The sequence below is a fragment of the Pedobacter frigiditerrae genome, assembly GCF_032678705.1.
Classification (GTDB): Bacteria; Bacteroidota; Bacteroidia; order Sphingobacteriales; family Sphingobacteriaceae; genus Pedobacter; species Pedobacter frigiditerrae_A.
Genome location: NZ_JAVTSS010000001.1, coordinates 1,900,799 through 1,926,311 on the forward strand (window position 1 = coordinate 1,900,799; position 25,513 = coordinate 1,926,311).

Annotated in this window: 27 protein-coding genes; 15 read left to right on the top strand and 12 right to left on the bottom strand. The window is 34.5% G+C overall.

The genetic code is table 11. From position 1 onward, the window contains the following. Position 1: 1 nt before the first annotated feature. From R2Q59_RS07465 to R2Q59_RS07480, 4 genes are all read right to left on the bottom strand, one after another. On the bottom strand, positions 2-364 hold the full coding sequence (locus R2Q59_RS07465) for a BlaI/MecI/CopY family transcriptional regulator (RefSeq protein WP_131555466.1): 363 nt from the start codon (positions 362-364) through the stop codon (positions 2-4). A 226-nt stretch (positions 365-590) separates the two neighbouring features. Continuing rightward, positions 591-1,100 (bottom strand): hypothetical protein, encoded by a 510-nt coding sequence (locus R2Q59_RS07470; protein ID WP_316784852.1) that lies wholly within the window; start codon positions 1,098-1,100, stop codon positions 591-593. 178 nt (positions 1,101-1,278) lie between these two features. Further along, positions 1,279-1,785, bottom strand: a complete 507-nt coding sequence (locus tag R2Q59_RS07475; protein ID WP_316784854.1) for a hypothetical protein — start codon at positions 1,783-1,785, stop codon at positions 1,279-1,281. Between the two features lie 20 nt (positions 1,786-1,805). Next, positions 1,806-3,191 (bottom strand): dicarboxylate/amino acid:cation symporter, encoded by a 1,386-nt coding sequence (locus R2Q59_RS07480; protein WP_316784857.1) that lies wholly within the window; start codon positions 3,189-3,191, stop codon positions 1,806-1,808. Between the two features lie 148 nt (positions 3,192-3,339). Here R2Q59_RS07480 and R2Q59_RS07485 point away from each other — a divergent pair, with 148 nt between their 5' ends. The 5 genes from R2Q59_RS07485 to R2Q59_RS07505 all read left to right on the top strand — a co-directional run bounded on the left by R2Q59_RS07485 (position 3,340) and on the right by R2Q59_RS07505 (position 6,427). Further along, a complete protein-coding gene (locus tag R2Q59_RS07485; protein ID WP_316767489.1) occupies positions 3,340-3,837 on the top strand; it encodes an RNA polymerase sigma factor in 498 nt (165 codons plus the stop codon). Further along, the gene (locus R2Q59_RS07490; RefSeq protein WP_316767491.1) at positions 3,824-4,423 is read left to right on the top strand and encodes a hypothetical protein; all 600 of its coding nucleotides are present in this window, start codon (positions 3,824-3,826) and stop codon (positions 4,421-4,423) included. Before R2Q59_RS07485 ends, R2Q59_RS07490 begins: the two co-directional genes overlap by 14 nt. A 33-nt stretch (positions 4,424-4,456) precedes the next feature. Further along, positions 4,457-5,014 (top strand): hypothetical protein, encoded by a 558-nt coding sequence (locus tag R2Q59_RS07495; RefSeq protein WP_316767493.1) that lies wholly within the window; start codon positions 4,457-4,459, stop codon positions 5,012-5,014. Between the two features lie 243 nt (positions 5,015-5,257). Continuing rightward, complete coding sequence (locus tag R2Q59_RS07500; protein ID WP_316767494.1) at positions 5,258-5,935, top strand: DUF4397 domain-containing protein; 678 nt, start codon at positions 5,258-5,260, stop codon at positions 5,933-5,935. Between the two features lie 159 nt (positions 5,936-6,094). Next, positions 6,095-6,427: a hypothetical protein gene (locus R2Q59_RS07505; RefSeq protein WP_316767496.1), complete on the top strand. Its 333-nt coding sequence runs from the start codon at positions 6,095-6,097 to the stop codon at positions 6,425-6,427. A 71-nt stretch (positions 6,428-6,498) separates the two neighbouring features. Here R2Q59_RS07505 and R2Q59_RS07510 read toward each other — a convergent pair whose 3' ends face one another. The 4 genes from R2Q59_RS07510 to R2Q59_RS07525 all read right to left on the bottom strand — a co-directional run bounded on the left by R2Q59_RS07510 (position 6,499) and on the right by R2Q59_RS07525 (position 11,389). Further along, on the bottom strand, positions 6,499-8,988 hold the full coding sequence (locus tag R2Q59_RS07510; RefSeq protein WP_316784859.1) for a PAS domain S-box protein: 2,490 nt from the start codon (positions 8,986-8,988) through the stop codon (positions 6,499-6,501). Between the two features lie 200 nt (positions 8,989-9,188). Beyond that, the gene (locus tag R2Q59_RS07515) at positions 9,189-9,842 is read right to left on the bottom strand and encodes a response regulator transcription factor (RefSeq protein ID WP_316767500.1); all 654 of its coding nucleotides are present in this window, start codon (positions 9,840-9,842) and stop codon (positions 9,189-9,191) included. Between the two features lie 26 nt (positions 9,843-9,868). After that, on the bottom strand, positions 9,869-10,945 hold the full coding sequence (locus R2Q59_RS07520; protein WP_316784861.1) for a PAS domain-containing sensor histidine kinase: 1,077 nt from the start codon (positions 10,943-10,945) through the stop codon (positions 9,869-9,871). Positions 10,946-11,035: 90 nt separating this feature from the next. Further along, on the bottom strand, positions 11,036-11,389 hold the full coding sequence (locus tag R2Q59_RS07525; protein WP_316784863.1) for a response regulator: 354 nt from the start codon (positions 11,387-11,389) through the stop codon (positions 11,036-11,038). A 319-nt stretch (positions 11,390-11,708) separates the two neighbouring features. Between R2Q59_RS07525 and R2Q59_RS07530 the strand changes: the two genes are divergently transcribed. Both R2Q59_RS07530 and R2Q59_RS07535 read left to right on the top strand, forming a co-directional pair. Further along, entirely contained in the window at positions 11,709-12,218 is a 510-nt protein-coding gene (locus tag R2Q59_RS07530; RefSeq protein WP_316767504.1) for an RNA polymerase sigma factor, read from the top strand. A 173-nt stretch (positions 12,219-12,391) separates the two neighbouring features. Continuing rightward, the gene (locus R2Q59_RS07535) at positions 12,392-13,609 is read left to right on the top strand and encodes an MFS transporter (protein WP_316784865.1); all 1,218 of its coding nucleotides are present in this window, start codon (positions 12,392-12,394) and stop codon (positions 13,607-13,609) included. Here R2Q59_RS07535 and R2Q59_RS07540 read toward each other — a convergent pair. Together R2Q59_RS07540 and R2Q59_RS07545 are read right to left on the bottom strand one after the other, a co-directional pair. Next, positions 13,587-14,237 carry a competence protein gene (locus tag R2Q59_RS07540; protein WP_316784867.1) on the bottom strand — a complete coding sequence of 217 codons (651 nt, stop codon included), beginning with the start codon at positions 14,235-14,237 and terminating at the stop codon, positions 13,587-13,589. The two genes, R2Q59_RS07535 and R2Q59_RS07540, sit on opposite strands and share 23 nt — an antisense overlap. Positions 14,238-14,425: 188 nt before the next feature. Continuing rightward, positions 14,426-14,617 (bottom strand): cold shock domain-containing protein, encoded by a 192-nt coding sequence (locus R2Q59_RS07545; protein ID WP_316767507.1) that lies wholly within the window; start codon positions 14,615-14,617, stop codon positions 14,426-14,428. A 136-nt stretch (positions 14,618-14,753) separates the two neighbouring features. Here R2Q59_RS07545 and R2Q59_RS07550 point away from each other — a divergent pair, with 136 nt between their 5' ends. Next, positions 14,754-15,734 (top strand): peptidoglycan DD-metalloendopeptidase family protein, encoded by a 981-nt coding sequence (locus R2Q59_RS07550; RefSeq protein WP_316784869.1) that lies wholly within the window; start codon positions 14,754-14,756, stop codon positions 15,732-15,734. A gap of 159 nt (positions 15,735-15,893) precedes the next feature. On the opposite strand, the gene R2Q59_RS07555 is transcribed toward R2Q59_RS07550, so the two are convergent. After that, positions 15,894-16,685, bottom strand: coding sequence for a DUF4382 domain-containing protein (locus R2Q59_RS07555; RefSeq protein WP_316784871.1), 792 nt, complete (start codon positions 16,683-16,685; stop codon positions 15,894-15,896). A gap of 135 nt (positions 16,686-16,820) precedes the next feature. On the opposite strand from R2Q59_RS07555, the gene R2Q59_RS07560 reads away from it, so the two are divergent. The 6 genes from R2Q59_RS07560 to R2Q59_RS07585 all read left to right on the top strand — a co-directional run bounded on the left by R2Q59_RS07560 (position 16,821) and on the right by R2Q59_RS07585 (position 22,404). Beyond that, the gene (locus R2Q59_RS07560) at positions 16,821-17,147 is read left to right on the top strand and encodes a hypothetical protein (RefSeq protein ID WP_316784873.1); all 327 of its coding nucleotides are present in this window, start codon (positions 16,821-16,823) and stop codon (positions 17,145-17,147) included. 27 nt (positions 17,148-17,174) lie between these two features. After that, positions 17,175-17,987: a hypothetical protein gene (locus R2Q59_RS07565; RefSeq protein WP_316784875.1), complete on the top strand. Its 813-nt coding sequence runs from the start codon at positions 17,175-17,177 to the stop codon at positions 17,985-17,987. 9 nt (positions 17,988-17,996) lie between these two features. Beyond that, positions 17,997-18,671 carry a response regulator transcription factor gene (locus tag R2Q59_RS07570; RefSeq protein ID WP_316784877.1) on the top strand — a complete coding sequence of 225 codons (675 nt, stop codon included), beginning with the start codon at positions 17,997-17,999 and terminating at the stop codon, positions 18,669-18,671. Between the two features lies 1 nt (position 18,672). Beyond that, positions 18,673-20,001 carry a HAMP domain-containing sensor histidine kinase gene (locus R2Q59_RS07575; protein WP_316784879.1) on the top strand — a complete coding sequence of 443 codons (1,329 nt, stop codon included), beginning with the start codon at positions 18,673-18,675 and terminating at the stop codon, positions 19,999-20,001. Positions 20,002-20,305: 304 nt separating this feature from the next. After that, positions 20,306-21,283: a Gfo/Idh/MocA family oxidoreductase gene (locus R2Q59_RS07580; RefSeq protein ID WP_316784881.1), complete on the top strand. Its 978-nt coding sequence runs from the start codon at positions 20,306-20,308 to the stop codon at positions 21,281-21,283. Between the two features lie 11 nt (positions 21,284-21,294). After that, positions 21,295-22,404: a D-TA family PLP-dependent enzyme gene (locus tag R2Q59_RS07585; protein WP_316784883.1), complete on the top strand. Its 1,110-nt coding sequence runs from the start codon at positions 21,295-21,297 to the stop codon at positions 22,402-22,404. Positions 22,405-22,503: 99 nt separating this feature from the next. Here the strand turns inward: R2Q59_RS07585 and R2Q59_RS07590 are convergent, their stop codons facing one another. After that, entirely contained in the window at positions 22,504-24,210 is a 1,707-nt protein-coding gene (locus R2Q59_RS07590; RefSeq protein ID WP_316784885.1) for a PAS domain S-box protein, read from the bottom strand. A gap of 219 nt (positions 24,211-24,429) precedes the next feature. Between R2Q59_RS07590 and R2Q59_RS07595 the strand changes: the two genes are divergently transcribed. Next, positions 24,430-25,404 carry a PAS domain S-box protein gene (locus tag R2Q59_RS07595; RefSeq protein WP_316784886.1) on the top strand — a complete coding sequence of 325 codons (975 nt, stop codon included), beginning with the start codon at positions 24,430-24,432 and terminating at the stop codon, positions 25,402-25,404. Positions 25,405-25,513: the final 109 nt, after the last annotated feature.

The following is a 25,513-nucleotide window of genomic DNA, read 5'->3' on the forward strand; positions in this document are numbered from 1 at the left end:
CTTATTTTTTTGGGTTCTCAATTAGATTGATTATTTCTTTCAATTCATCTGCACTGATCTTGTTATCCTTTGCAAAAAAGGCAACTAATTCTTTATAAGAACTTTGGAAATAATTATTCACAAAGCCATTCATGAAACGTTTTTTATACTCCGCTTCCTTAACTTTTGCACTGTAACGATTAGCATTTGCATAACGCTCGCTTTTAAGGAAACCTTTTCGTTCTAGATTTTTTACTGTTGATGCTAAAGTTGTATAGGGCGGTTTCGGCTCTGGCATTGCATCCATAAAGTCTTTAATAAAACCTGCTCCAACCTGCCAAATGGCCAACATCGCTTCCTCTTCTTGTAGTGTTAACTTCTCCATTATTTACGAATATATCGTAAATGTACGAAATTATAAATGATTTAACAAGCTGGAAATGTTAAGATTTGTTAAGGAATTCTTGAAGATGAAAATATTAAAAGTTATTAATAATAAAGACTTAATTACCTTAATTTCTTAATGGTTATTATTCAAAAATAGGAATTTAACAACTGGAAGCATTACGATTGCCAGTCAAGCTGGCAATGACGAGCATTACTGGTAACACTTAAGGTTTAGAATATCTATCTTCAACCTCATCGATAGTTTGTTTGATTATTTTTTGAAGTTGGTCTGCCCTATTAGCAATGGCGATATCTTCATCGTAATCGGTCATAAACACGATTTTTTTAGTCTTTTTTTCGTAGTTAAAAATCATTTCATAGCGTAATACCTTTTCACTACTCAAGTCTTCATTTTTATTGGCAATTATTTCGGGCAAGCTCCAAATATCTAGCTCATTTGCCTTGCTGTGGATAAAGATGATATTATTACTATGAAGTTTAACCTTTTTCTTGATTAACTGATCTTTGTTGTCTAAATATTGATAATCGCCTGTGGCAGAATTATAACTATTTGCCAAGGTATCTCCTACTCCCCATTTGTAGGTAACAGAAATAAAAGTTGAAGCAGCATAAGGTCCTCTCTTGAGATTAATTAAGTAATAACCTCCAACACCTGCAATTAAAACAACAGCAATGGTGGCAATTAAGGATATGTTTTTCTTTAGAAAGTTCATTGGTTTAGCAGTTCATTGGTTCATTAGGTAAATCCAATAACCAGTTAAAGTTCTTTGATAATTTATCATACTGAACCTGCCTTTACTGAGTCTTTGTAGAAGTGAAAGACTTGACTAGTCTTCGACAAGCTCAGACTGACATGAATTCAACAATTTTTCAATCTAACAATTCAACAATTTATTTCTTTCCCTTCTCTTCAGCATCAATAATACTTTGCTCAATTATTTTTTGCATTTGAGCAGCGGCATCTTTCATTTTCGGATTACCATTAAAATCCGACAAATAAGTAACTTCCTTAGATTTGGTCTCGTAATTAAACTTCATGAAATAACGTACAGCCTTCGAGTTTTTTAAATCGTTTTCATCGTTTGCCACAACATCTGGCAAATTCCAAAAGCCCTGTTCATCAGCATTGCTATCTAAGAATTTTTTATCTCTTTCAGTTAAAATCACCTTAGTTACAATTAACGAATCCTCATTATTGTAATATCTGTATTCGCCTGTGGCAGAATTATAAGAATTTTCTAAGTTGCTTCCCGCTCCCCATTTATATTCTAAAGAAACAAATTCCTTAGCCTTAAATGGCGCATTGCGAATAATTGGTGCGTAATAAATAACGCAATAAATTACAAAAGGAACAATAATGGATAAGGCTAAAAATATCTTTTTTCCTTTACTAGTCATATCTTAATTATATTTTTAAACTAATCTAATGGTCCTGATAACTCACCTTCCCATTTACTCACTACTGCAGTTGCAATGCTGTTTCCGATAACATTTGTTGCAGACCTACCCATATCTAATAATGGGTCAATACCAATTAACAGGGCTAATCCAGCTTCTGGTATATTGAAAGTAGCAATTGTACCTGCAATAACTACTAAAGATGCACGAGGAACACCTGCGATACCTTTACTAGTCAACATCAAAATTAACAACATAGTTAGCTGCTTATCTAATGGTAAATGTATGCCATAACATTGCGCAATAAATATTGAGGCAAAGGTCATGTACAACATAGAACCATCAAGGTTGAAGGAATAACCTAAAGGCAAAACAAAACTTACAATTTTATCTTTACAGCCAAAACGCTCCAGTTGCAATAAGGTTCTTGGGTAAGCCGCTTCGCTACTTGCAGTACTAAAAGCTAACATTACTGGCTCTTTCATTCTGTTCATCAGGTTAAATATTCTTTTCTTCAAAATCAAATAACCCACCAGAATTAACAGTATCCATAAGATAACCATCCCAGAATAAAACTCGCCAATAAACAAGGCATAGGTTGATAAAACGCTAATTCCCTGCTTGGCTACAATTGCTGCCATTGCCCCAAATACAGCAAAGGGAGCAAAATTCATTACATAACCAGTAACTTTTAAAATGATGTGTGCAACTGAATCGAAAAATTCGATAACCACTTTTCCTTTTTCGCCAATCGCAGCAGTAGCAACGCCAAAAAACAAAGAGAAAATTACAATCTGCAAAATCTCGTTGGTTGCCATTGATTCGGCAAAACTTTTAGGTACAATATGTGATATAAAATCTTTAACAGATAAGGCTGTAGCTTTAATTCCTGTTTCAGTATGGCTACTTGGTAATGGCAAATTCATCGCTTCGCCTGGTTTCCAAAGGTTTACCAAAAGCATCCCTAATAACAACGACATTAATGAGGCACTGATAAACCATAACATCGTTTTTCCGCCGATACGGCCTACAGCTTTAATATCCCCAACCTTTGCAACACCTACAACTAATGTAGTGAATACCAAAGGCGCTACAATCATTTTAATTAACCTTAAAAAAATATCACTTAGCAAGGTTAATGGTTCTAATCCTTTCTCTCTAGCAACTTCGTTTTCCTTCCTGATCTTAACCTGTTCGGCTTTCTGAGTTTTTAGAACTGCATATTGCGCTACCGTAGTATCAGGCAAATTGCCCATTTGAGCTTCAATCTTTTTTACCTGCGCATCAGCGCTAACTATAGCATTATTATTTGTGCTGAAATTGTTTACGTTTAGGTAATAACCTACCGCTACACCAACTACAAGTGCTATGAAAATAAATAGCGTTAGTTTGTTTTTACTCGACATTTCTCAGTTTTAGGTTTATATCAAGGTGTAAAACTACAATAATAAAATTATTCTCTAAAGAATGTTGATAAAGCATTAGTTATTTTACATATTTGGGCGTAACAAAAGTTAACCCCCAACATCTAAACCCAAATTAACAATCGCTTAAGTGAATCAAAAAGACGTCTTATTTAAGGAAATTTTCGACAAAAACTCCAAGAAGATTTTTCACTTATGTTATGGTTATACAGGCGATAAAGATTCTGCTAACGACCTTTTACAAGAGACATTCTTAAAGGTATGGCAAAATCTGGATAAGTTTAGAAACAAATCATTAATCTCTACTTGGATCTATCGTATTGCCGTAAACACGTGTTTAACTTATTTACGCTCAGAAAAAAGACAGGCAAAGGATGAACTAACGGAAAACATTATAGAAACCAAGGTTGAGGAATTCTCTGAAAAGAATGAACAAGTGGCTTTGCTCTATAAATCTATCTCTAAATTAGAAGAGAATGACCGTTTAATCATTACCATGGTTTTAGATGAACTACCATATAATGAAATAGCAGATATTTCTGGAATTAGTGAAGGAAATTTAAGGGTTAAAATTCATCGCATTAAACAAAAACTGACAGAACTATACAATCAACATGCAAGAATTTGATCACATAGAAGCACTTTGGGCCAAGCATACGGTTGATGTAAAAATATCTGCCGATGACATGCTGAAACAGGCCAAAAAAGAAGTAAACGGCATGCGCACTAAATCGCTTTTAAACATTGGTGTCATGATACTTTCTGCTGTAGCTATGGTGATGTTGTGGCTATTTTATGATGTACAAACTTGGACAACACATGCTGGCATTAGCATCATTATCATCGCAATAGCAGTTTATACCATCATTTTATATAACAACTACAGAATTATTTCTAATAGTGATATTACTGTAAACCCAACTGAATTTATCAGCAGTTTGAGGTTATATCAAATCAAACGACTAGCATTATATAACAAATTGTATTGGTTTTATGCCATTGCCCTTTCTTTAGGCACTATATTCTATTTTGTAGAAATTTTAGACCACATGAGTTTATGGGCGCAAGCAGCAGCATTAACTGTTAGTTTTGGTTGGATGATTTTCTGCTCTACCTTAGTAAGAAAAGCCGTTATCAAAAGAGATAAAGAAAGAATTGCTTTATTGATCGAGAAATTTGAACGCATTAGCGGACAGTTTCACGAACACGAATAATTTATTGGCACGGCTTTCGTTCTATACCATCAAATGAAGAACGATTTTAGCACCTATCTTAAAACAATATCAATTTTTATCATTCTATTTTTATGTGGATTTAGAACTCAAGATTCTATTTATCCAGAACAAATAGATTGGGAAACTCATTTTTTGGCAAAGCCTGATAAACTTTCTCCTTATGCTGCTTTAACCGTTACCAACTGGCATTATAGCTATAGCTCAAAAATTAGTGGCAATAATTTACATATCGACTTTAAATTTTCAGGTGGTGTTGTTCCTTCTCAATCTTGGGTAAAACCAGATAGAATTAGGATAAAAAAAATTAGCAGGCAATTATTAAACCATGAGCAAGGCCATGTAAACATTAATTTCCTTTTACTTAAGGAAGGCGAAATTCAAATTCGTTTCCAAAAATATACAGTATCAAACTATAAAAGGCTTATTCAGGCTAATGCCAATAAAATAGGCAAGTATTACAGCGATATGCAAGATCGTTATGATGTTGAAACCAAACACGGCACTGATTTAGAAGCGCAAGCCAGATGGGATGATTACATTAGAAGCGAGATGAATAAGCACGAAAACTAAAACCAACTTTCCTTTTCACTTTTTTGTAACACAAATGATGCATTTTCTGTACAGTAAATTTCCTTTGTAGATTCGCACTATCAAGAAAATTTTCACAACCCTCTTGTTTAAGTAATTCATAACAAACTATAAAACAGCATTTTATTTAAACAAAGACGCTATTAATAGCTTTTTAATGATAAAAATAGTTAAGCCTACGGCATAGTGTTTGTTTAAACACCAATACATCAACTAAAATTTATCATGAAAACAAAGACTAACAATTTCATTAAAGGTATTGCCTTAGCGAGCGCTTTGGTATTATCAATTTCATCTTGTAAAAAAGATGATGACAACCCATCTTCATCAAATGTAAGTTTAACACTAGTAAACACCATTGACGGTTCTGCTGCACAAGATGTTTATTTAGATGATTCAAAAGCTAGCACTTCAGCAGTTGCCTATGGAAGCACGGCTACAAACTTAAGTACAACAACAGGTTCTAAAACAGTAGCATTTAAGAATACAGGAACTAGTACTGTAACAGCCACCGCTAACGTAAATGTTTCTGCCAATAGCTCTACATCTTTATACTTGGTTAAACAAGCTAATGGGAATTATGCTATAAATACTTATGCAAACGACAACACTGCAGTAAGCGGTAAAGCTAAGGTTAGGTTCATTAATGTAGCCCCGTTATTAACTAGTACAGTAAATGTAACTACCTCTACTGGAGTTGCTTTAATTTCTGCTCTTACATTTACCACTGCATCGGCATATCAAACTGTTGATGCAAATACGGCATTAAATGTTAACATGACTGGTTCATTGGAAGTAACTACCATTGCAGGAAGCGAATTACAAGCAGGCAAAATTTATACGGTTTGGTTTGATAGCTCAACAACAACTAAAGTAAAATATCATGTTGTAGTGCAAAATTAAGTGATATCATTACCAGAAAAAGCTATTGCCTGAATTGGTAATAGCTTTTTTTTTACCTTAAATGTTGATAACTAGATTATAGCACTAGGATTTAAAGCATTAATTTAGTTTGAACAAACCAATGAAACAACAATGTCTAATTTTGAATGTCTTTATTTTTTGGAAAATTTTTACCTCTATATATTAGAGATAAAAAGGACAGATTTACCTAAAGATGCTGGCGCTGAAGCCATTTTCAAATGGTTAATGGTAGATAAGGAAACATTAACTATTACGCCATTGAGCTTTAGTTCTATGGACTCCGCTGGGGAAATAGAAGAACGCTACTTTGAAGAAGGTTACTTGAAATTTAATAATAGCATTGGTACTTTTATAGAAAAATACAACTCTGCACAACATCCCTTAGATAGAAGATTGGAATGGAAAATACCTACGCCATTATCAAACTCCATCACAGAAATGATGGCAAACGAAAGTCTGAGTCACCTATAGCCCTCAGGCTGGGGTTTTGTTTTCATACAACTTAACAACTCCAACAATTAACCAGTTAACCCATTAACCCACTAAACAATCAAAGGCAACGTAAACCAAAAAGTACTACCTTTACCCAATTCGCTCTCCACACCTATTTCTCCACCATGTCTGCTTATAATTTCAGAACTGATGTACAAGCCTAAGCCCAAACCAGAAACTTGTGCTCCTGTTTCATCTGCTCTAAAATATCTATCAAACAAGTGAGGTAACTTATCTGGTGCAATACCAGGGCCTTTATCTGTAACCGCAACTCTTGCAACTTCACTAAACTTTTCTACCGAAATAAATATTTGTTTAAAGTCTGGAGCATACTTAACCGCATTGTTCACAAAATTAACTATCACTTGCTCTATTCGATGTTCATCTGCTATAACTTTAAGTGTTTTGTCACCTTGTACTACCAATTCATATTTACCCTCTTGCCTAATATGTGTACAACAAGTGTCTAACATCTCAGCAATAACAAATGGCTTTTTATTTAACCTAATCTGCCCTTCATTCATTCTACTTACATTTAACAAATCTTCTACTAATTCAGATATTTTGCCCATGCTTTTGGTAGATTGTTCAATTAATCGAGGTAAAAGTGGTGTTGGATTAGCTTTCATTCTTTCTAAAAGCTGCAATGACGCCTTGAGGCTTGTTATAGGCGTTTTAAGTTCGTGGCTAGCGATAGAAATAAAATCGTCTTTTTGTTGTTGCAATCGTTTATATTCCGTAATGTCTAAAACTGTACCTAACAACCTTGTCCTGTCACCACCCTCATTATAATAAACCTTGCCCAAAATCCTTACCCATCTTAAAGATTGGTCGGCAAATAATAAACGGGTTTCATAAAACAATTTACCTGTATTTTTCGCTTTTTCATGAGCTTCATCGCTCAAATGCTTATCCAAAGGATGATAAGTTGATAAAATCTGATTCCTAGAGACAGTATGGTCAAAACCAAATATTTGATTAAACCTATCTGAAGAAGTTAAGTCATCTGAAATATAATTGTATTCATAAGTCCCCATTTCTGCGGCCTCTACCGCAAGTCTTATTCTTTCCTCAATATCCTCAATCGCTCTTCTTGCCTTTACTTTATCAGTTACATCTATTACAACCACCATAATTGATGTAACTACACCTAAGCCATTGATAACTGGTTCATAAACAAAATCAAGGAAAACTGATTTAGGAATTCCATTTTTAACAAGCACTACCTCATGCTCCATTGCCTTAAATGGAATTGCTGTATCTATTACCTTTTGTAATACTGGCGCATAACTTTCAGCGGCTTCTGCTACAGCTTCCCAAATGGTTAGGTTTTCAATTTCTTCCCGTTTTCTACCTACCACTTCAAGATATCCGTCATTTACTTCAACCACCATTAAATCAACTGCCCTAATTACGCAAATCCCAAAAGGTGCTTGCCTAATTAAACCCCTGAAACGTTCCTCACTTATAGCTAACTCTGCATGAGAAAGTTCTAATTCTTCCATAGATGAAGTAATTTCCTCATTAAGTGCAGACAGTTCTTCATTTGAAGTTGCCAATTCTTCGTGTATTTCTTGGAGTGCTCTTTCAGCTAACTTTCTTTCGGTAATGTCTACACATGAGCTAATATAACCAATAAAGGAGCCATCTTTAAGGAAACGAGGTGTACCTTTCTTCAGCAACCAATGATAGTTATCATCCGTATCCCTCACCCTAAACTCTCCTGTGTAAGAAATTTTCTCTAATAAAGCATTTCGATGAGTAGTCAAATAGTCTTCCTTATCATCTGGATGAAGTAAATCTACCCATCCATTTTCTAATAATTTTTTCAGTGCCCGACCAGTTGTTTTAGACCAAGCTTTATTAAAATAAAACGGTTTTCCTTCTACGTCACTTACTGCAATTAAAACATCGGTTCCTTCTGCCATTGTCCTAAAGCGCTCTTCACTTTCCGTAAATTCTTTTACACGAACCTCAACACGTTTTTCTAACTCCTCGTTCAACAAGCTTAATTCTTCCCTGCTTTTAGACAATTCTTCATTAATAGCTAGCATTTCTTCATTGGCAGCAGCTAACTCTTCGTTTAAAGATTGTTCTCTTAATAGTAATTGTTTATTTTCTTTAGCTTGATTTAATTCTTCTCTATTAAGAAAACGTTCAGTGACATCTACCGCACTATGCAATACACTAATTACTTTTCCATTTTCATCTTTTACTGCCCTATATTCAAAATCGAAATAAAAAGTCTTTAACTCACCATTTATTACCAATTCAGCTGCAGTATCACTGCCTGAAATAGTTAGCCCCTCTTTCCAAACCTTAGCAAACATTTCAATAAAAGGCTGACCTTTGAGTTCTGGCAGTGCATCTGCTAAACTCATCCCTATTACGCTATTATCTCTGCCCCATATCTGAAGCATGGCATCATTTGCAAATTGGATTTTGGCATCTTCGCCTATATGTACAGCTGTTGCAGTTTTTGTTAAAGATAGAACTTTGAATAATTGTTCGAGACTTAAAAAAGGCGCCTGTTCGCTCATTGAGGATATTATTATTATGGTTTTAAAGATAATAATTACAAATTATAAATTTAACAAGTTTATATTTACACCTCGTAGATAAAAAATTTTGGAAATTAGCCCGTAGCAAAAACATACCATTACAAATAGCTCAAGAACAAGCAACATAACACATTGTTTAATAATTTTTATAATCCATTAAACAATATAGAAAAGAAAAGCTATGAGGCGATATAACCTTTAAAAATGGCAAACTTAATTAACGCCGCTGTATTTTTAGCACCTGTTCTATCTAAAATCGATTGTCTAATTCCCTCAACCGTTCTTCTACTCAAAAACAAATCATCGGCTATCTGCTGGTTTGTTTTGCCTTCAGCAATCAATTTTAGTACACTTAACTCTCTTTCTGAAAAGGAAATGTTTTGTGAATTTTCAGCGCCAAAGTTTTTTAATTGTTTATGGTAGCGCTCTAAGATGTTAATTCCTAGTTCTGAAGCGAAATACCTCTTTCCTTTTAGTACAGTTCCAATAGCAAATAGTAATTCCTCTACCTCAACATTTTTAGATAAATAAGCATTTGCACCTGCCAAAAATGCCGCAGAAGAATGTTTTTCGTCTTCTAACATGGACAATAAAACAACAGGTATTTTTACGTTCTTCTGCTTTAGTTCTGTTAGCATTTCAATGCCATCCATTTTGGGCATCATTACATCAGCAATGATAACATCCGCCTTAGGATCATCTTCTAAAAACGTGAATAGTTCCTTTGCACTGTTAACTTCAGCTACTACTTCAATATGGTCATACTTATCTAGCAATGCCGCCAGAGAGGCAAGCATTATCTTATGGTCTTCTACCAGAATTACCCTGATCATTTTATATTTTTGATTACGTTAAATTATTATTTTGGAAGCTCAATGTAAAAGGTAGTTCCAATCCCCACTTCACTATCAAACCAAACTACTCCACCGTGTAATTCTACAATTGTTTTGATAATGCTCATTCCTAAACCTCCAGTATCCTCTCCGCTTAATCCTTTTTTTACTCCTTGCCTACCTTTGTCAAACAAAGTAGGTTTTAGGTCATCTGGTATACCGATTCCATTATCTGCAACACTAATTACAACACTTTTAGGTTGATCTTGCAAACCAATTTCTATTGTTGCTCCAGTAGGTGTAAATTTGATAGCATTGGAAATTAAGTTATTGATAACCTGAAGAAATTTCATGCTATCAATAGCCAGAAAAATATGTTCACTAACACATCTAAAACGAAAGTTTTTTAATTCTCTCAAGTGAGAACGCCTATAAAAACGTACAACATCTTGAAGTTCCCAAACTAAATCTGCCCTCTCTTTTTTTAATTCTATTATTGCAGATTTTAAGAACTCACGATTAATCATCCCTTTAACCAGCTTTATATTTCTTTCGCACATATCCTTAATGAAGATCAACGAATCTTTCAGTACCTCACTACCTAACTCAGTTGCCTCTTTCTCCATTGCACTTGCCGTTAACCGCATCATTCCGAGTGGTTCTTTTAAATCATGGGCAAGCACTTCAAGTGTTATATTCTTGTGCGCATTTATCTGTTCGATGTGAATTTTATTGTGCTTAGTAATGGTAATATCCTCTACAGAACCACAAAGGTCAATGCTATTTTCCGTTTGAAGCGGAAATACCGAGAATCGAATATATTTTTCTACTTCACTTATCATTAACCTAATCTCATACTTTTTTGGAATTCCGTCTTCCAAACATTCTTGATAGCAAGAAAACGAATGGTCTCTATCTTCAGGATGAATATTCGGTATCAACGTTTTAGGATCTTCTTTCAACATCTCCATACTGACATCCCAAATATTTGCAAAAGCTTTATTAACGTATTTAAAAAAGTGATTTGAAGTATTGAATATAAAATATCCATCGTTAGAAATTTCGCCCATTTGGCAAAACAATTGGTTGTTGAGTTCGTCCATATTTTTTATGATAAATGAATAGTGCTAACTATCCATTCATAGAACATTGGCATTTGATTTTAGTTTTAAAACACACAACCTTAAAGAATATCAATTGAGCATTAAACGTATGGTTTGCGCCAGTACATCTATATCAAATGGTTTAGCAATGAAACAATCAAAACCTACAGTTTTATAACGAGAATCAATATCCCCATTACAACTAATTGTTAATATTGCCATTTTTGGGTATTTACTTTTAAAATGCTTACACAAACTAATAGCTTCCAATCCTCTCAATTTATATTCTATTATAACAAGGTTGGGCTTTTCTTTATCTACTAAAGCTGCTGCTTCTTCAAATTTTACTGTGCCCTTGGTATCGTAACCTTCTCCAGTTAACAATATAACAAGTACTTCAAGTATAGATTGATCAGTTTCTACAATGATTATTGTCTTATTCAACCAAGTAAAAATTAGGTTTGCCCATTACCACAAATTACGTGCAATAGTCGAACTTAACCTCCATTTTCAAACAGATTAAGTATTAAAACACGTAGTAATACGCTTCATTTATTACAAAAAACAACAAAAGCTAATAGATATTTCACAGTGCGAAACCAAATCCAACATATTATCACGCATAATTGTACATTTTACAGACAACAAATCCATTTTTAGTACAGTTTCTAAACAGTACGCTCAACATTTTAGGTAATTAGCAATGATTTGGCATAAGGAACATTGTTTGTATAACATCAAACAAAAAAATAAGCTAATCATTATGGAAACATCTACACCATTTAATCAGTTACTTAACGACCATTCACCAAGTTTAAAAACGTTCGCCTTTAAGTTTACAAGAGACAGTGCAGTTGCAGATGACCTTTTCCAAGATACCATGGTAAAGGCATTAAGATATGTAGACCAATTTAAGGAAGGTACCAATATTAAAGGATGGCTTTTTACTATCATGCGCAACACTTTTATAAATGATTATAGAAAAGATGTTCGTAAAAATGCCCTAATTACTCAAGAAGAGGAAATTTCATCTGTACATTTAATGAAAAGCTCTTCAATCAATACCGCAGAAGGAAAATTTGCCATGGCAGATATTCAACGTTCATTAGATAAGTTACCTAAATGTTATTACGACCCGTTTATACAGTATTTTGAGGGTTATAAATACCATGAAATTGCAGAAGATCTTGGTATTCCTATTGGAACAGTTAAAACAAGAATCCACATGGCTCGGCAGATACTTAAAAAGCAATTAAAAGTTTATAAAAAGTAATTGAAATTGTTAAAATATCTTCTACCTATTAATACAAAGCCTTGTTACCATAACAAGGCTTTTGTCTTTACTAAATCTGCGTTTTTCAGTTTAGCTTTTATTTACAATTTAATGTTTTAGCAAGACATATAATTGAGCCGCCTTCTCCTATCTTTGGCGCTTTATAATTTACCATGGATGCTAAGAGATTAAAAACCGAAAATCAAGGGATTGCTACCATTTTGGCATTTGCACTCATACCACTTTCTGGTTTTGCAACCGATGTATATATTCCCTCTTTACCCACAATGTCTAGAGAGCTTGGTGTAACAGAATTGCAAGTGCAATTAACATTGGGTATGTTTTTGATCAGTTATGGCGTAGCGCAACTTTTTGTAGGTAGTCTTTTAGATAGTTTTGGGAGATATAAAATTGGATTAATAAGTCTTTTTGTTTTCGCGTTGGCAAGTGTCTTAATAGCCAACACTTCAAATATTTATTTCATTTATGCCATGAGGATTGTACACGGTATTACTGTTGGTGCTATCGTAGTATCAAAACGAGCCTATTTTATAGATGTATTTTCTGGCGATCAACTAAAAAACTACCTCAGTATGTTTTCTATCATTTGGGCAACTGCACCTATTATTGCGCCTTTTGCCGGTGGTTACCTACAAAGTTGGTTTGGCTGGCAATCTAATTTTTATTTCTTAGCTGTATTTGCCCTTATCATTTTAGTGCTTGAGCTGACTTTTAGTGGAGAAACCATTAGACAGAAAATGGAATTTAGTCTACGAAAAATAGCTGCTGTTTACACAGAAATGATAAGCACCAGTAGTTTTACCTTAGGGATTGTTATGCTGGGTTTATCTTATGGTATGGTGATGATTTACAACATGACTGGCCCTTTCATCATAGAACATCATTTGGGACATTCGCCCATTGTAGCGGGTTATAGTTCGTTATTATTAGGTAGCGCGGTAATGTTAGGTGGTTTTATAGGGAAATTAACCATTAACAAACCTTTTTTCAGCAAGCTAACTGTAAATCTTGGTCTTCAATTCTTTTTCTTGATGGCTATGTTTCTTAGTCTGGGTTTTATTGAAAACCTTTATTCATTAGTATTTTTTGCTTTCATCATTCACGCTTGTTCTGGCTATACTTTTAACACTTTTTTTACATACTGCTTATCTAAGTTTCCGAAAAATGCTGGTATTGCAAGTGGGCTTACTGGCGGAATAAATTACGTTATTGTCTCATTTCTAACCTATGCTGTTATCGCAGCTATTCCTGCCGAAGATGAACAAAATCTAGCTTCCAGTTATGGTATATTGATTGGCTTATCCTTGCTAATCATGTTGCTGATTTTCAAGTTAGACCAAAGAAAAACTACTTCACGTAGCGAGCAATAAAATCTTTTCTAGAAATCATGTGCAAATAGGCATAATCGCCATTTGATTGTTTGCGCTGTTTAAGTTGATACAGAAAGTAGCCTCCCAAATCTATAATGATGGGGCATTTAGCCTCGTACCAAACTCGATGAGGATTAGACCACCTGAAGGAATAATAGTGAGCCGTTAAAGGAATATTTCTCAATTCTGGATGATGGAAAGTCATCACCTTTGGTTGTTCTAAACCTAAAAGTAAATCGCTTTTACGAACCATGGTAAGGTTGGCCTTATGACAAAACTCAAAGGCATCAAGCTGTGAACTTTCTACATCTGGTAAATGTTTCAGTATTTTAAAGCCTTTAAACTTAGTGCCATTAACTACCCAAACTAAATTAGGATAGAAAGCTTCTCTGCTATGAAGCTCGGCTAAGGTAATAGGCGAATTTTGAAATTCTATTGCAGTAGAGCAAGGCGTAAAAACATCAGCCCTGTGGTAATAACCTGCAACTTTATTTAAGAATGTTTTTTCACGGTAGTGTGCTGGAAATGCTTTTTTCCAATCGCTATGCCATAACGTCTCTCCAGGATAAAATCGCAATGCCTTTGCTCCTATCTCTCCATCAATTAATTGCAATTCTGCTATAGACATTTTCTATTCATCAGCATTTGTATGTTACAACACAAAAATAGATGAAATGAGATTAGCTATAAAATGGAACGCATTCTTTTTTAGAATAATATTTCCAAAAACCACAAATATCCTGGTTTAAAAAATAAGGGCAAAAAAAAACATCCGCCCTAATGGACGAATGCTCTCAATTTATGAAGGATAATCGATTAGTCTACCTTAACATTAACTGCATTTAGGCCTTTTTTGCCTTGCTCGATATCGTAGCTTACTGAATCATTCTCACGAATTTGATCAATTAAACCAGATACATGTACAAAAATTTCGGCGTCACCATTAGCTGGTACGATAAATCCAAAACCTTTTGTCTCATTGAAAAATTTTACTGTTCCTTGTTGCATTATATTGTATTTTAAATAAAGTACAAATATAGGTTAATTATTTGAAAAACAGTAATTTATTAACAATCTGCTATTATTTACCTTTTAATCACATTTAAAAACCGATTCATTAATTATATAACTACCTTTAAACCAAATGAAAACTTCTAAAAAAGCTATAACACTTACTTTATTATTTAATTTATTTGTGCTCTTTACTTTTGCGCAAACTGAGAGCAACAATAGTAAAATTACCGTTGCTAAGTTTGTAAAGTTTTATAATTCCAACCAGCAAGACAGTATTTTCCATATTTTTTCCCCTAAAACAAAGCAAGAGCTTCCCTTAGAAAAAACAAAAGCTTTTCTTACCCAATTGAAAAGCAGGTATGGCAATATCAAACAAGCTGATTTTCAATCTTATCGAAGTGGCTTTGGTGTTTATAAAACAGAATTAGACAAAGGTTTACTAACCATAAGTATTGCGGTTGATAACAATAAAGCTATTACTGGTCTCTTTGCCAAACCTTATGAGGTTGCTATTGTAGCTAAAATACCGAGAAACATAACCCCAATGCAATTGCCTTTTAAAGGAGAATGGACCGTTTTTTGGGGTGGAGATACTAAAGAACAAAACTATCACGTAGCAGTTAATTTTCAGAAGAATGCATTTGATATCATCATTACTAATTCGCAAGGAAAAAGCTATAAAACCGATGGCAAAACAAATGAAGATTATTATGCATTTGCGCAACCCTTGCTATCACCTTGTGATGGAGAAATAGTGTTAACAGTTGATGGCGTAAAAGACAATACACCTGGCAAGCTAAATCCAATGTTTACCACTGGAAACTCCGTTTTAATTAAAACTAAAAACAACGAATACATCCTTTTAGCTCATTTTAAACAAAATACCATTAAAGTAAAACAAGGAGATAAAGTTAAACAAGGTCAACAACTAGGTCTTTGTGGTAATTCGGGCAACTCTTCAGAACCTCACCTACATTTTCACATTCAAGATGCTGAAGATTTCTACAATACAATTGGTGTGAAATGTTATTTCAATAAGTTACAAGTTAATGGGATAACCAAGTCAGATTATTCACCAGTTAAGGGAGACAAAATAAAGATGGCTAATTAATAAAAGCATTCTCAAACAAAAAAAGTTCAGCATAAATGCTGAACTTTTTCACCGTCACAATTTTGTACCTAACCATCTTGTGAGGGTTGTAAACTGGTAGGTTTACACATACATCAACCCAAAAAACCTCGATATAAATTTTTCAGGAGCCTACCAGAATTATTTTAAGGTAATGGTACCAATGGAAGTGTTTTGCCCTAAAGAAACATTAACATTATTTATGGTACTATCTTTATAACCAGCAATGGGTACAAATTTAACGGCATAAGAACCTGCAGCTAAACCACCCACTGTGAATTTACCGCTAATTGGATCTGCCAACGTACCCACTGTATCTGTTCCTTTAATTACCAAAATTTCTGGTCTTGCAGCTAAGGGTAATACTGTTCCAGAGATTAGTCCAGAAGTAACAGCAGTAATTCCTCTTACCACCGGTTTAAGCAGGTAATCTCCATTTCCTAATTTAACAATAGATTTAGCCGCATCGAAATCAAGCACCAACGAGTAAGTAACACCTGGTACCAAAGTAGCATTGCTTGTTAACTTCACTTTATAACCAGAACTTTGACCGCTTGGCGTTTTTAAAGTTTTTACAACTCCATTTTCAACAATGGTATTACCATCATTAAGCACCAATCTAACCTCAGTAATTTCTCCACTTGGCATTTCCCCTGTTGCTACCAAAATATCAGGATTTGAAGTTCCAATCCTAAAATCAAGGATGTTAAATATTGATGCAGTTGAGGCTAAAACGTAAGATTTATCATCTGATATCAAGACGATTTCCTTAACATTAAGGTTAATCTTGTCGAAATCACCAGGAGCATCTGTCATTCGAACCTGAATTTTTGTTGTGCCACTTGCACTATCGCTGTCTTTTTTACAACCGATAAAAATAGTCAGCATTGTTACCAACAGTGCCAACGAATAAGTTAAAATTCTATTTTTCATAAGTTTTGTATTTTAGTATCACAAATTTGCATAGCGATGATGAAATGAATATGAAATCTGAAATTTATTTAGCCTCAAAATTTCATCTAAATTTCATCTTGTTAATAGAGATTTGTATAGTAATTTGTTGAGGTGATGTACAGGCAATCAATTTTTAAGTTAACCAGTTGTTTAGCGTTAATGGTTTTTCCATTAGTTGGACTTGCGGTAGAAATTAAACAACCGTTTGATGGCATTCACTTAACGCACAAAAGTTTTGCCTTAACAATAGACAGCATTAAGCCGCAGCAAGAAAAGCAGGACGAGAAAAACCCGAAGACCAACACAACTAAAACTCAAGACAAAAAACCTGAAATTGCCACAGTACCTAAGGCTCGCAAACAAAATAGACCTACAGTTGTTAAACCAAAAGTGATAGTTAAACCTATCAAGGTAATTAAACCTAAAATAAAGAAACCATAGCACATCACCATGAGGCTATTCTTTTTAATGCTCATTATCTGTGTATGGTCTACAAGCGTAATTGCTCAGCAAGACAGCACTAAAACTACTACAGCTACAGTTGCTTTACTATACAATAGCGATATCAGTTATTACGGCCAGGCTACTACAGAAAGATATCCATATATTTTAGCTAATGCAACAGTTCGTTTTCCATTTGGTTTATACCTATCAGCTGGGGGCTATCAATTGTTAAATTATGGCGGTAGTTTATCAGAAGCTGATTTAGGAATTGGTTATGACCATGATTTTAATGACAAATGGAACGCAAGTTTAAGTTATACTCGATCCTTCTTTCCTAAAAGCTCACCCCTTTTGGCAGCTGCAAATGAGAATAATTTCAACTTGACTTCTACTTATAAAGGCAAATGGATAAAAACTAGCTTAGCCGCAGATTATGCCCTTGGAAAACAACAAGATTTTTTTCTAACCTTAACAAACTCCAAAGAAATAGACCTTGGTTACTTTTTAAATGGGAATAATCTCATTAGCATTGAACCTGCAATAGAGATAGTTGCAGGAACAAGGCATTTTTTTGAAACTTATATCGTAGAAAAAGAAAAGCGCAATAATGGGAATGGTAAAGGACAGGGCAACACGCAAACCGTGATTACTTATACCGACGTAGCGAAAAACAGCTTTGAACTCTTATCTTATAATTTCAAAATCCCATTGACCTTAAGCAGGTCAAATTATATGTTTGAAGCGAACTATCAATTTTCTATATTAGGTAGCAAATCAAATTCAGATTTAAAGTCGCACAATTCTATTTTTGGCTTGGCATTTTATTATCAATTTTAAACGCTTATAATGAAAGTCTTAATAATTGAAGATGAAAAAACAATGGCTTTTGAAATGGAAGCTTCCCTAAAAAAGGCCTTTTACCTTTGCGACTTAGCGCATTCCTTTAAAACTGGCTTAGAAAAGCTAAAGCTCAATCAATATGATTTTATTCTAATCGACTTAAGTTTGCCAGATGGCGATGGCCTTGACTTACTGAAAGAAGCTAAAAAACACAATGCTGACGCTGCCTATATCATCATCACTGCCAGAACTAACTTAAAAGATAGGATAACTGGTCTAGACCTGGGTGCAGATGATTACCTGCCAAAACCATTTTACTTATTAGAGTTACAATCTAGAATGCAAGCCATCGCAAGGCGAAAATTTAACATCGCCGAAGATTTACTTTCTATTGGAAATTTTAAAGTGGATATTAAAAAAAGGCAAATTAAATATGAACTTGAAGAAATAAACCTTTCTCGTAAGGAGTTTGATTTACTAAGTTATTTATTGCTCCATAAAAACAGAGTACTAACTCGGGTACAGTTAAGTGAGCATATTTGGGGCACTTTTGTAAATGACGACTATGATTCAAACTACATTGATGCTCACATTAAAAACATCAGAAAGAAATTAAATTGCCATGCCAATACAGATTGGCTAGAAACAGTGCGTGGTGTAGGTTACAGGGTTAAGAATTAATATGAGACTCTCAACAAAACTAACCTTATTTATTACTGGCTCTAAGTTAGCCATCGTACTGCTATTTATCATTACGCTTCCTTTTTTGGTAGAACAAATCGCCTCTCAATTTACCAATTACACCTTAAAACAACAGCGCAAAGAGGTATTAAAAAACATTAACAAAAATGGAATAGTCTATTATTTACAGGGCGATGAAAGTTATGGTAGTTATACCATGCTAAAAGAAGAATTTGTTGCCTTATTGCCCGTTAGTGGAAATTTTAAGGCAGACACCATTAAAGATGCCCAGCGAATTGTTGAAAATGACACACTCTCCTACCGCATATTAAGTGAGACTTTTAAATTCGAAAACAAAAATTACCTTTTAGAAATAGGTAAAACGAGTGCAAGTATTAATCAATACAACAAGCAGTTACAACAATTTGCATCTTATGTACTTGTCATATTAATCCTACTCTCCATTATTATAGACCTAACTTTTATCAGAATGGTGATTAAACCTTTATCAAAAATCATTAAGTCTAGGTTAATCAATATGAAATTTCCCTTCAAGTTTGATGAGCATCCCGTAAAAACTTCGACTACAGATTTTAAATACCTTGATGAATCTCTTGCGCTTTTGATGAACCAAATTAACGAGGCTTTTTATAAAGAAAGAGAATTTACGTCTAATGCTTCCCATGAAATAATGACACCCATCAGCATTTTGCAACATAAAATGGAAAATTTGTTGGCAGAAGAAGGACTCACAGAAAGTGCTGCCTTGGCTATTATAGAAATGATGAAAACATTAAATCGTTTGAAAAAAATATCAAATTCTTTATTGTTAATAGCGAGAATCGAGAACCAACAGTACCATGATAAAGAAGAGGTTAAACCTTTAGATTTATTCAACTTAATTATCGAAGAAATAAGTCATCGTTTAGAAGAAAAAAACTTAAATATTCAAATTAAAATCAACAAGGATGTTGTGTTAAGAGATATCAATAAGGATTTATTATATCAGCTAATTTTTAACCTTGTTCATAACGCTATCAAATTTAACCGTGAAGGAGGTAGCATTTCAATTTCTGATAATTTTACTACCACGGGCGAATATGAAATTAATGTTTCAGATACTGGAATGGGTATTTCTGCAGAACAATTACCTCACATTTTTGACCGTTTTATTAAATCTAATGCGGCTGAAAATTATGGTTACGGTTTAGGATTAACGATCGTTAAAAGCATTGTAGATTATCATCATTTAAATATAAAAGTAGAGAGCAAATTAAATGAGGGAACAGCTTTTAAAGTGGTATTTTCAAATTGGAAAAAAGCCCAATAATTATCGCTGTTTTTCTTTCTTGAATATCGAATAAAACACCAAAAGCCCGCCAGAGATAGAGATTAAGCCAAGTATAAATGATGTAGTGTCGTTCATAAGCCCTCAAAATAAAAAAGGGCAGTCAAAGCATGACTACCCCTCTTGTTTAGATTGTACTAATGTAACATCATAAAGATTGGATTGTTTGAATTAAAAATCTCTTCAAATTTATGTTTCCTCAATTTCCACTTGTATCACTCTCTATTCTTTACTTCCTTAACTCAACAAAAATAAATAACTTGTAAGCCAATTCGGTTAATGAAATATGGAAGAAATAAACTGGGGCATAATTGGCTGTGGAGATGTAACAGAAGTAAAAAGCGGACCTGCATTTAACAAAGTATCAAACTCAAAGTTAATTGCAGTCATGCGTAGAGATGCACAAAAAGCTAAGGATTATGCGAGCAGACATCAGGTACCAAAATGGTATGCAAATGCCGATGAATTGATTAATGACCCAGCTATTAATGCCATTTATATCGCCACCCCACCCTCTAGCCATACTGAATATGCCTTAAAAGCCATAGCTGCCGGCAAATCTGTATATGTAGAAAAACCGATGGCGCTTAGTTATAACGATGGTAAACAAATGGTTGATGCCGCAAATGCTAACGGTGTAAAATTAGTGATCGCACATTACCGTAGAGAACAACCCTTTTTCTTGAAAATTAAATCTTTAATTGATGAAAATACTATAGGGAAAGTTCGTTTGGTTAACCTTAGTTTTTTACAACCTTCCATTAACGATGTAATTGCAAAAAGTGCTGCCAACTGGCGAATTGATCCGTCAATTTCTGGAGGTGGCTTGTTCCATGACATGGCTCCTCATCAACTCGATTTGATGCTTTATTTTTTTGGTGAGGTTGAACGTTCCGTTGGTTTATCTACATCAACCACTAATAGCATAGCTGATGATTTGGTAACTGGGCAAGTCCAATTTAAAAACAATACCATATTTAATGGGACTTGGTGTTTTAATGTTGCCAAAACAGATACTACCGACCGATGTGATATCTACGGTGAAAATGGAAAAATTAGTTTTCCTATTTTCGGTAATCAACTTAGCCTTACTCAAAATGGGGAAACTACCATTTACGAAGCCGAACCTTTAGCACACGTACAGCAACCTATGATAGCTAAAGTGGTAGCTTACTTTTTAGGCAAGGCCGAAAACCCTTGCAATGGCGAAACTGCCTTAGAGACAATGAAGTTATTAGATGCTTTTACTCAAAAACAAAGCTAAATCATATAGCTATGGATCAAAACTGGTATTTATTTGATGGAAGTGAAACTTTAGACACGCCTTCATTGGTGATCTATCCACAGCGTGTATTACGTAATATCAAATTACTCAAAAACACCATATCGGGTATTGAAATTTATCCGCATGTTAAAACGCATAAATCTACGGAGATTACCAAGATACTAATGAGTGAGGGGATTAACTCTTTTAAATGCGCCACCATTACAGAGTCAGAAATGTTGGGGAAGACTGGCGCTGTTAAGGCCCTATTGGCTTACCAACCGACGAAATTAAAACTACAGCGATTAATCCAGTTGATTAAAAAATATCCACAAACTAAATACTCTTGTTTAGTGGATAATATCAAATCAGCTCAGCTAATCTCAAACATTGCTCAAGAAAACGGTTTAAAGATTCCTGTTTTCATCGACTTAAATGTAGGGATGAACAGAACTGGAATTCAGCCAGCAAATGCTTTTAATTTATTTATCGAATTGCAAGATTTAAAAGGTATTGAATTTGCGGGTGTACACGCTTATGATGGACATAGAAATGAAGTAGTCTTAGACGAAAGAACTAAACAAGTTGAAACAAGCTTTGAACTTGTAGAAAAACTCAGGAACAGTATTGAAACTGCAGGTTTTCCCTTCCCAAAGTTAATTGCAGGCGGCTCTCCTACTTTTGCCATTCACGCTAAACGTAAAAATGTAGCGGTTAGTCCGGGTACATTTGTGTTTTGGGACAAAGCTTATCGCGAACAAATAACAGAACATCAATTCGAGTTTGCAGCGTTAATTTTAACCAGAGTAATTTCCTTACCAGCAAAAGATAAAATTTGCCTAGACCTCGGTTATAAAGGCGTTGCAGCAGAAAAAGACTTATCACAACGTGTGCAACTCTTGAATGCACCCGATTTGATTCCTTATAGCCATAGCGAAGAACACTTAGTGATGCAAGTTAAGGAAAGTCATTCTTATCAAATCGGCGATTTATTTTATGCATTGCCAGCGCACATTTGTCCTAGTGTAGCTTTGTACAATCGTGCTTACACAGTGGTGGATGGTAAACTACATCAGCCTTGGTTAATTAACGCTAGGGATCATGATCTGTATGAAGATTAGTTTAACATGTCCAAAAGCAAATTCATTTTTATTCCAAGCAATTGCAAACCCCCTTACTTATGATTTTCAAATTATCAAAATGCTGTTAGGATGATCAAATTATGTATTATTCGCTATTTCTTTAATAATATTGTCTAGCTCTTTTGATGATTCACAAAGAATAGCCAACAACTCTTTCTGTTCTTCGCTAAGGTCGCTGGTATTTAATAGTTCAACTATCGACATCATTCTTGCTAAAGGTGCCCTTACCACATGAGATTGCATCCAGCTAATTTCTTTTAGCTTTTTGTTTTGAGATTTAATTTGTTCTACATATCGGTATTGCTCGCTAACATCACGCTGTATACTAATCCACCTAACCAATTCTCCATCTTCACCAAAAACCGGACTAAGACTAATGCTCACATGATAACTATCTCCAGCCTTTGTATAATTAATCAGTTCTACCTTGGTTGCCGTTCTCGATGCGACAGCATTTTCTAACTTGATTAATTCTTTTTGCTTACTATTAGAACCATGCAAAATATCTGGTGCACTTCCTATTAATTCCTCTTTTGTATAACCAGACATATCTACCATGGCTTGGTTCACATAAATAATTAAAGGTTTAGATTCGGATGCATCTGTAATGAGTACGCCATCTGAGGTATTAATTACCACAGACTCCAGTAGCTTAGACCATTCTTCTTCTCTTTTTCTGGAGGTAATATCTTGCATAGCCCCAATCATCCTATAAGCTTTACCTTCTTCATCGACAGTGATAAATCCCCTATCATAAAAATTCCGATAAATACCATCTCCACAAAGAAAACGATACTCTTCTGTCCAACGCGGAATTTTATTTGAGATATGATGATCCAACTTTAACAGTACCCTTTCCCTATCTTGAGGATGTATGAGCTTTTTCCACCATGTGAGACTAGTAGTTGCGCCTACCTTATACTTTAAAATTCCTTTCAAAGCCTTATTCCATAATATCTTATCATTCACTAAATCACAATCCCAAATTACATCACTTGTTGCTTTAGAAACTATATTGTATCGCTCTATATTCTCCGCTACTAATTGATCGGCCCTAATTCTTTCGGTGATATCTTTAGAAGTGCAAACTATTCCTCCAACCGCAGGATCATCAAAAAGATTAGTAGCCCTTGTTTCTATCCATAGCCAACCACCAGCAATGTCTTTATAACGATAGGGCGACAATTGAATATTTTTCTTATCCCATATCTGATTTGCTTCCTTTCCCAATCTTTCAACATCATCTCTGTGAACAAAGTCGAAAGCCTTTTTGCCAATAAAAAACTCTGGAGCTACGCCGAATACCCTTTGCGAAGCAGGACTAACATATTTATACCTAAATTCTTCATCAATAATAGTAATCATATCTGAACCATCCTGTACCAATGCTTTAAACCTGCGTTCTGTTGCCAATAACGTTTGCTGGGCTTCTATTTTTTCGGTCATATTCATTGCCATGACAACACGAGCTGCTTTGCCATCAAATGTGATCTTGCTACTGGCAATTTGAACATAAATCACTTCTCCCTTTTTAGTAAAATGCCTAAAAACATTGTTAAAGAATAAGCCGCTGATCGAATTTTCCCTAACGATATTGAACAATTCTTCTTTATCTTCTTCAGGCCGTATATCATTTATGCCCATTGCTAAAAATTCCTCACGAGTGTAACCATATTCGGCAATTGCGGCTAGATTAACATCTAAGAAATTAAGATTATCAACATCAAAAACCCACATAGGAACTGGAGAAAGCCAAAAAAGGTTATACAAATCGTTGTTCTTCATAAGATTTAGACTTAATTGGCAACCCCATTTATATTTGGTTATTTATAAAACTATGGAGGTCTTATAAAATTAAATGTTATAACATTCATTTCAAAGAATAGTTTCAAAAGCACCATCTTTCACCCTTCATCTTTCAGCCTTCAGAACTTTCATGAATTCCAATTATTTCTCTTTCATTTTTTTTTCCTAAATTCAATTCCAAATCCCAAGCAGCTCAATATGAACGAACCTCTTCTCCCTCAAAATGAGGATGATGTTTACACTTATGGCAACTACCATAAAATCATTGAAGAAAGTCCTGTTCCGATGTATATTTTTGATTTGCAATCATTAGAATTTTTAGAAGTAAACAAGGCTGCCTTAGTTCAATATGGCTATGAGAAAGCCGAATTCCTTACCCTTCTTGCCACTCAAATAAGGCCAAAAGAGGAGGTTAATTCTTTAAAAGTAGCCATCCAAGATTTTCATCATACCTACTATGATTTTGGTAACTGGAAACACCTCAGGAAAAATGGTGAAACTTTTTTTGTACACATTTATGCGCATGGTACAATTTATAAAGGGAGAAAAGCTCAATTTGTAATGGCCATAGATATTGATCAGAAGGTAGAGGCACAGAAAGAGCTTTTAGAAAAGAATGCAGAAATAGAAGACATTCTGGAAAGTATTACCGATGGATTTTATGCGATGAATGAAAAATGGGAGGTTACCTATATCAACAAGGAAGCAGAGCGGATATTAGCCTGTAAAAGAGAAGATTTGATTGGTAGGAACATCTGGGAATTTTTTCCAGATGTTAAAGAATCAGCTATTTATGCGGAGTTTGAGCGTGCCATGCAACAAAAGGTAAGTAGCCATTTCGAAACACTTCTTGCACCACTTGGCGTTTGGGCATCCATCAGCATATACCCGAAAAAAGATGGTCTATCTGTTTATTTTGTTGACATTACCACGCAGCAAAAGCATACGCAGATGATAGAAAAGCAAAATGAGCAATTAAAAAAAATATCTTGGTTACAATCTCATGAAGTTCGTGCACCTCTATCCAATATTTTAGGTTTAATTCAATTGCTTAACAAGGATGGACTACCTGACAACGAACAACTAGAAATTATCAAACTACTTAATAACGCCGCCACAAAATTAGATGGTGTAGTAAAAAACATTAGCGACCAAGCAAATATTGAAGAGTAACCGCTATTAACGATTAATTTTAACACCGAGAGCACTGAGTTTCCACAGAGAACATTGGGTAATGTAGATATTCTTTAGTCTTTTAGCTTTCTTTCGGACTTCCCAACTC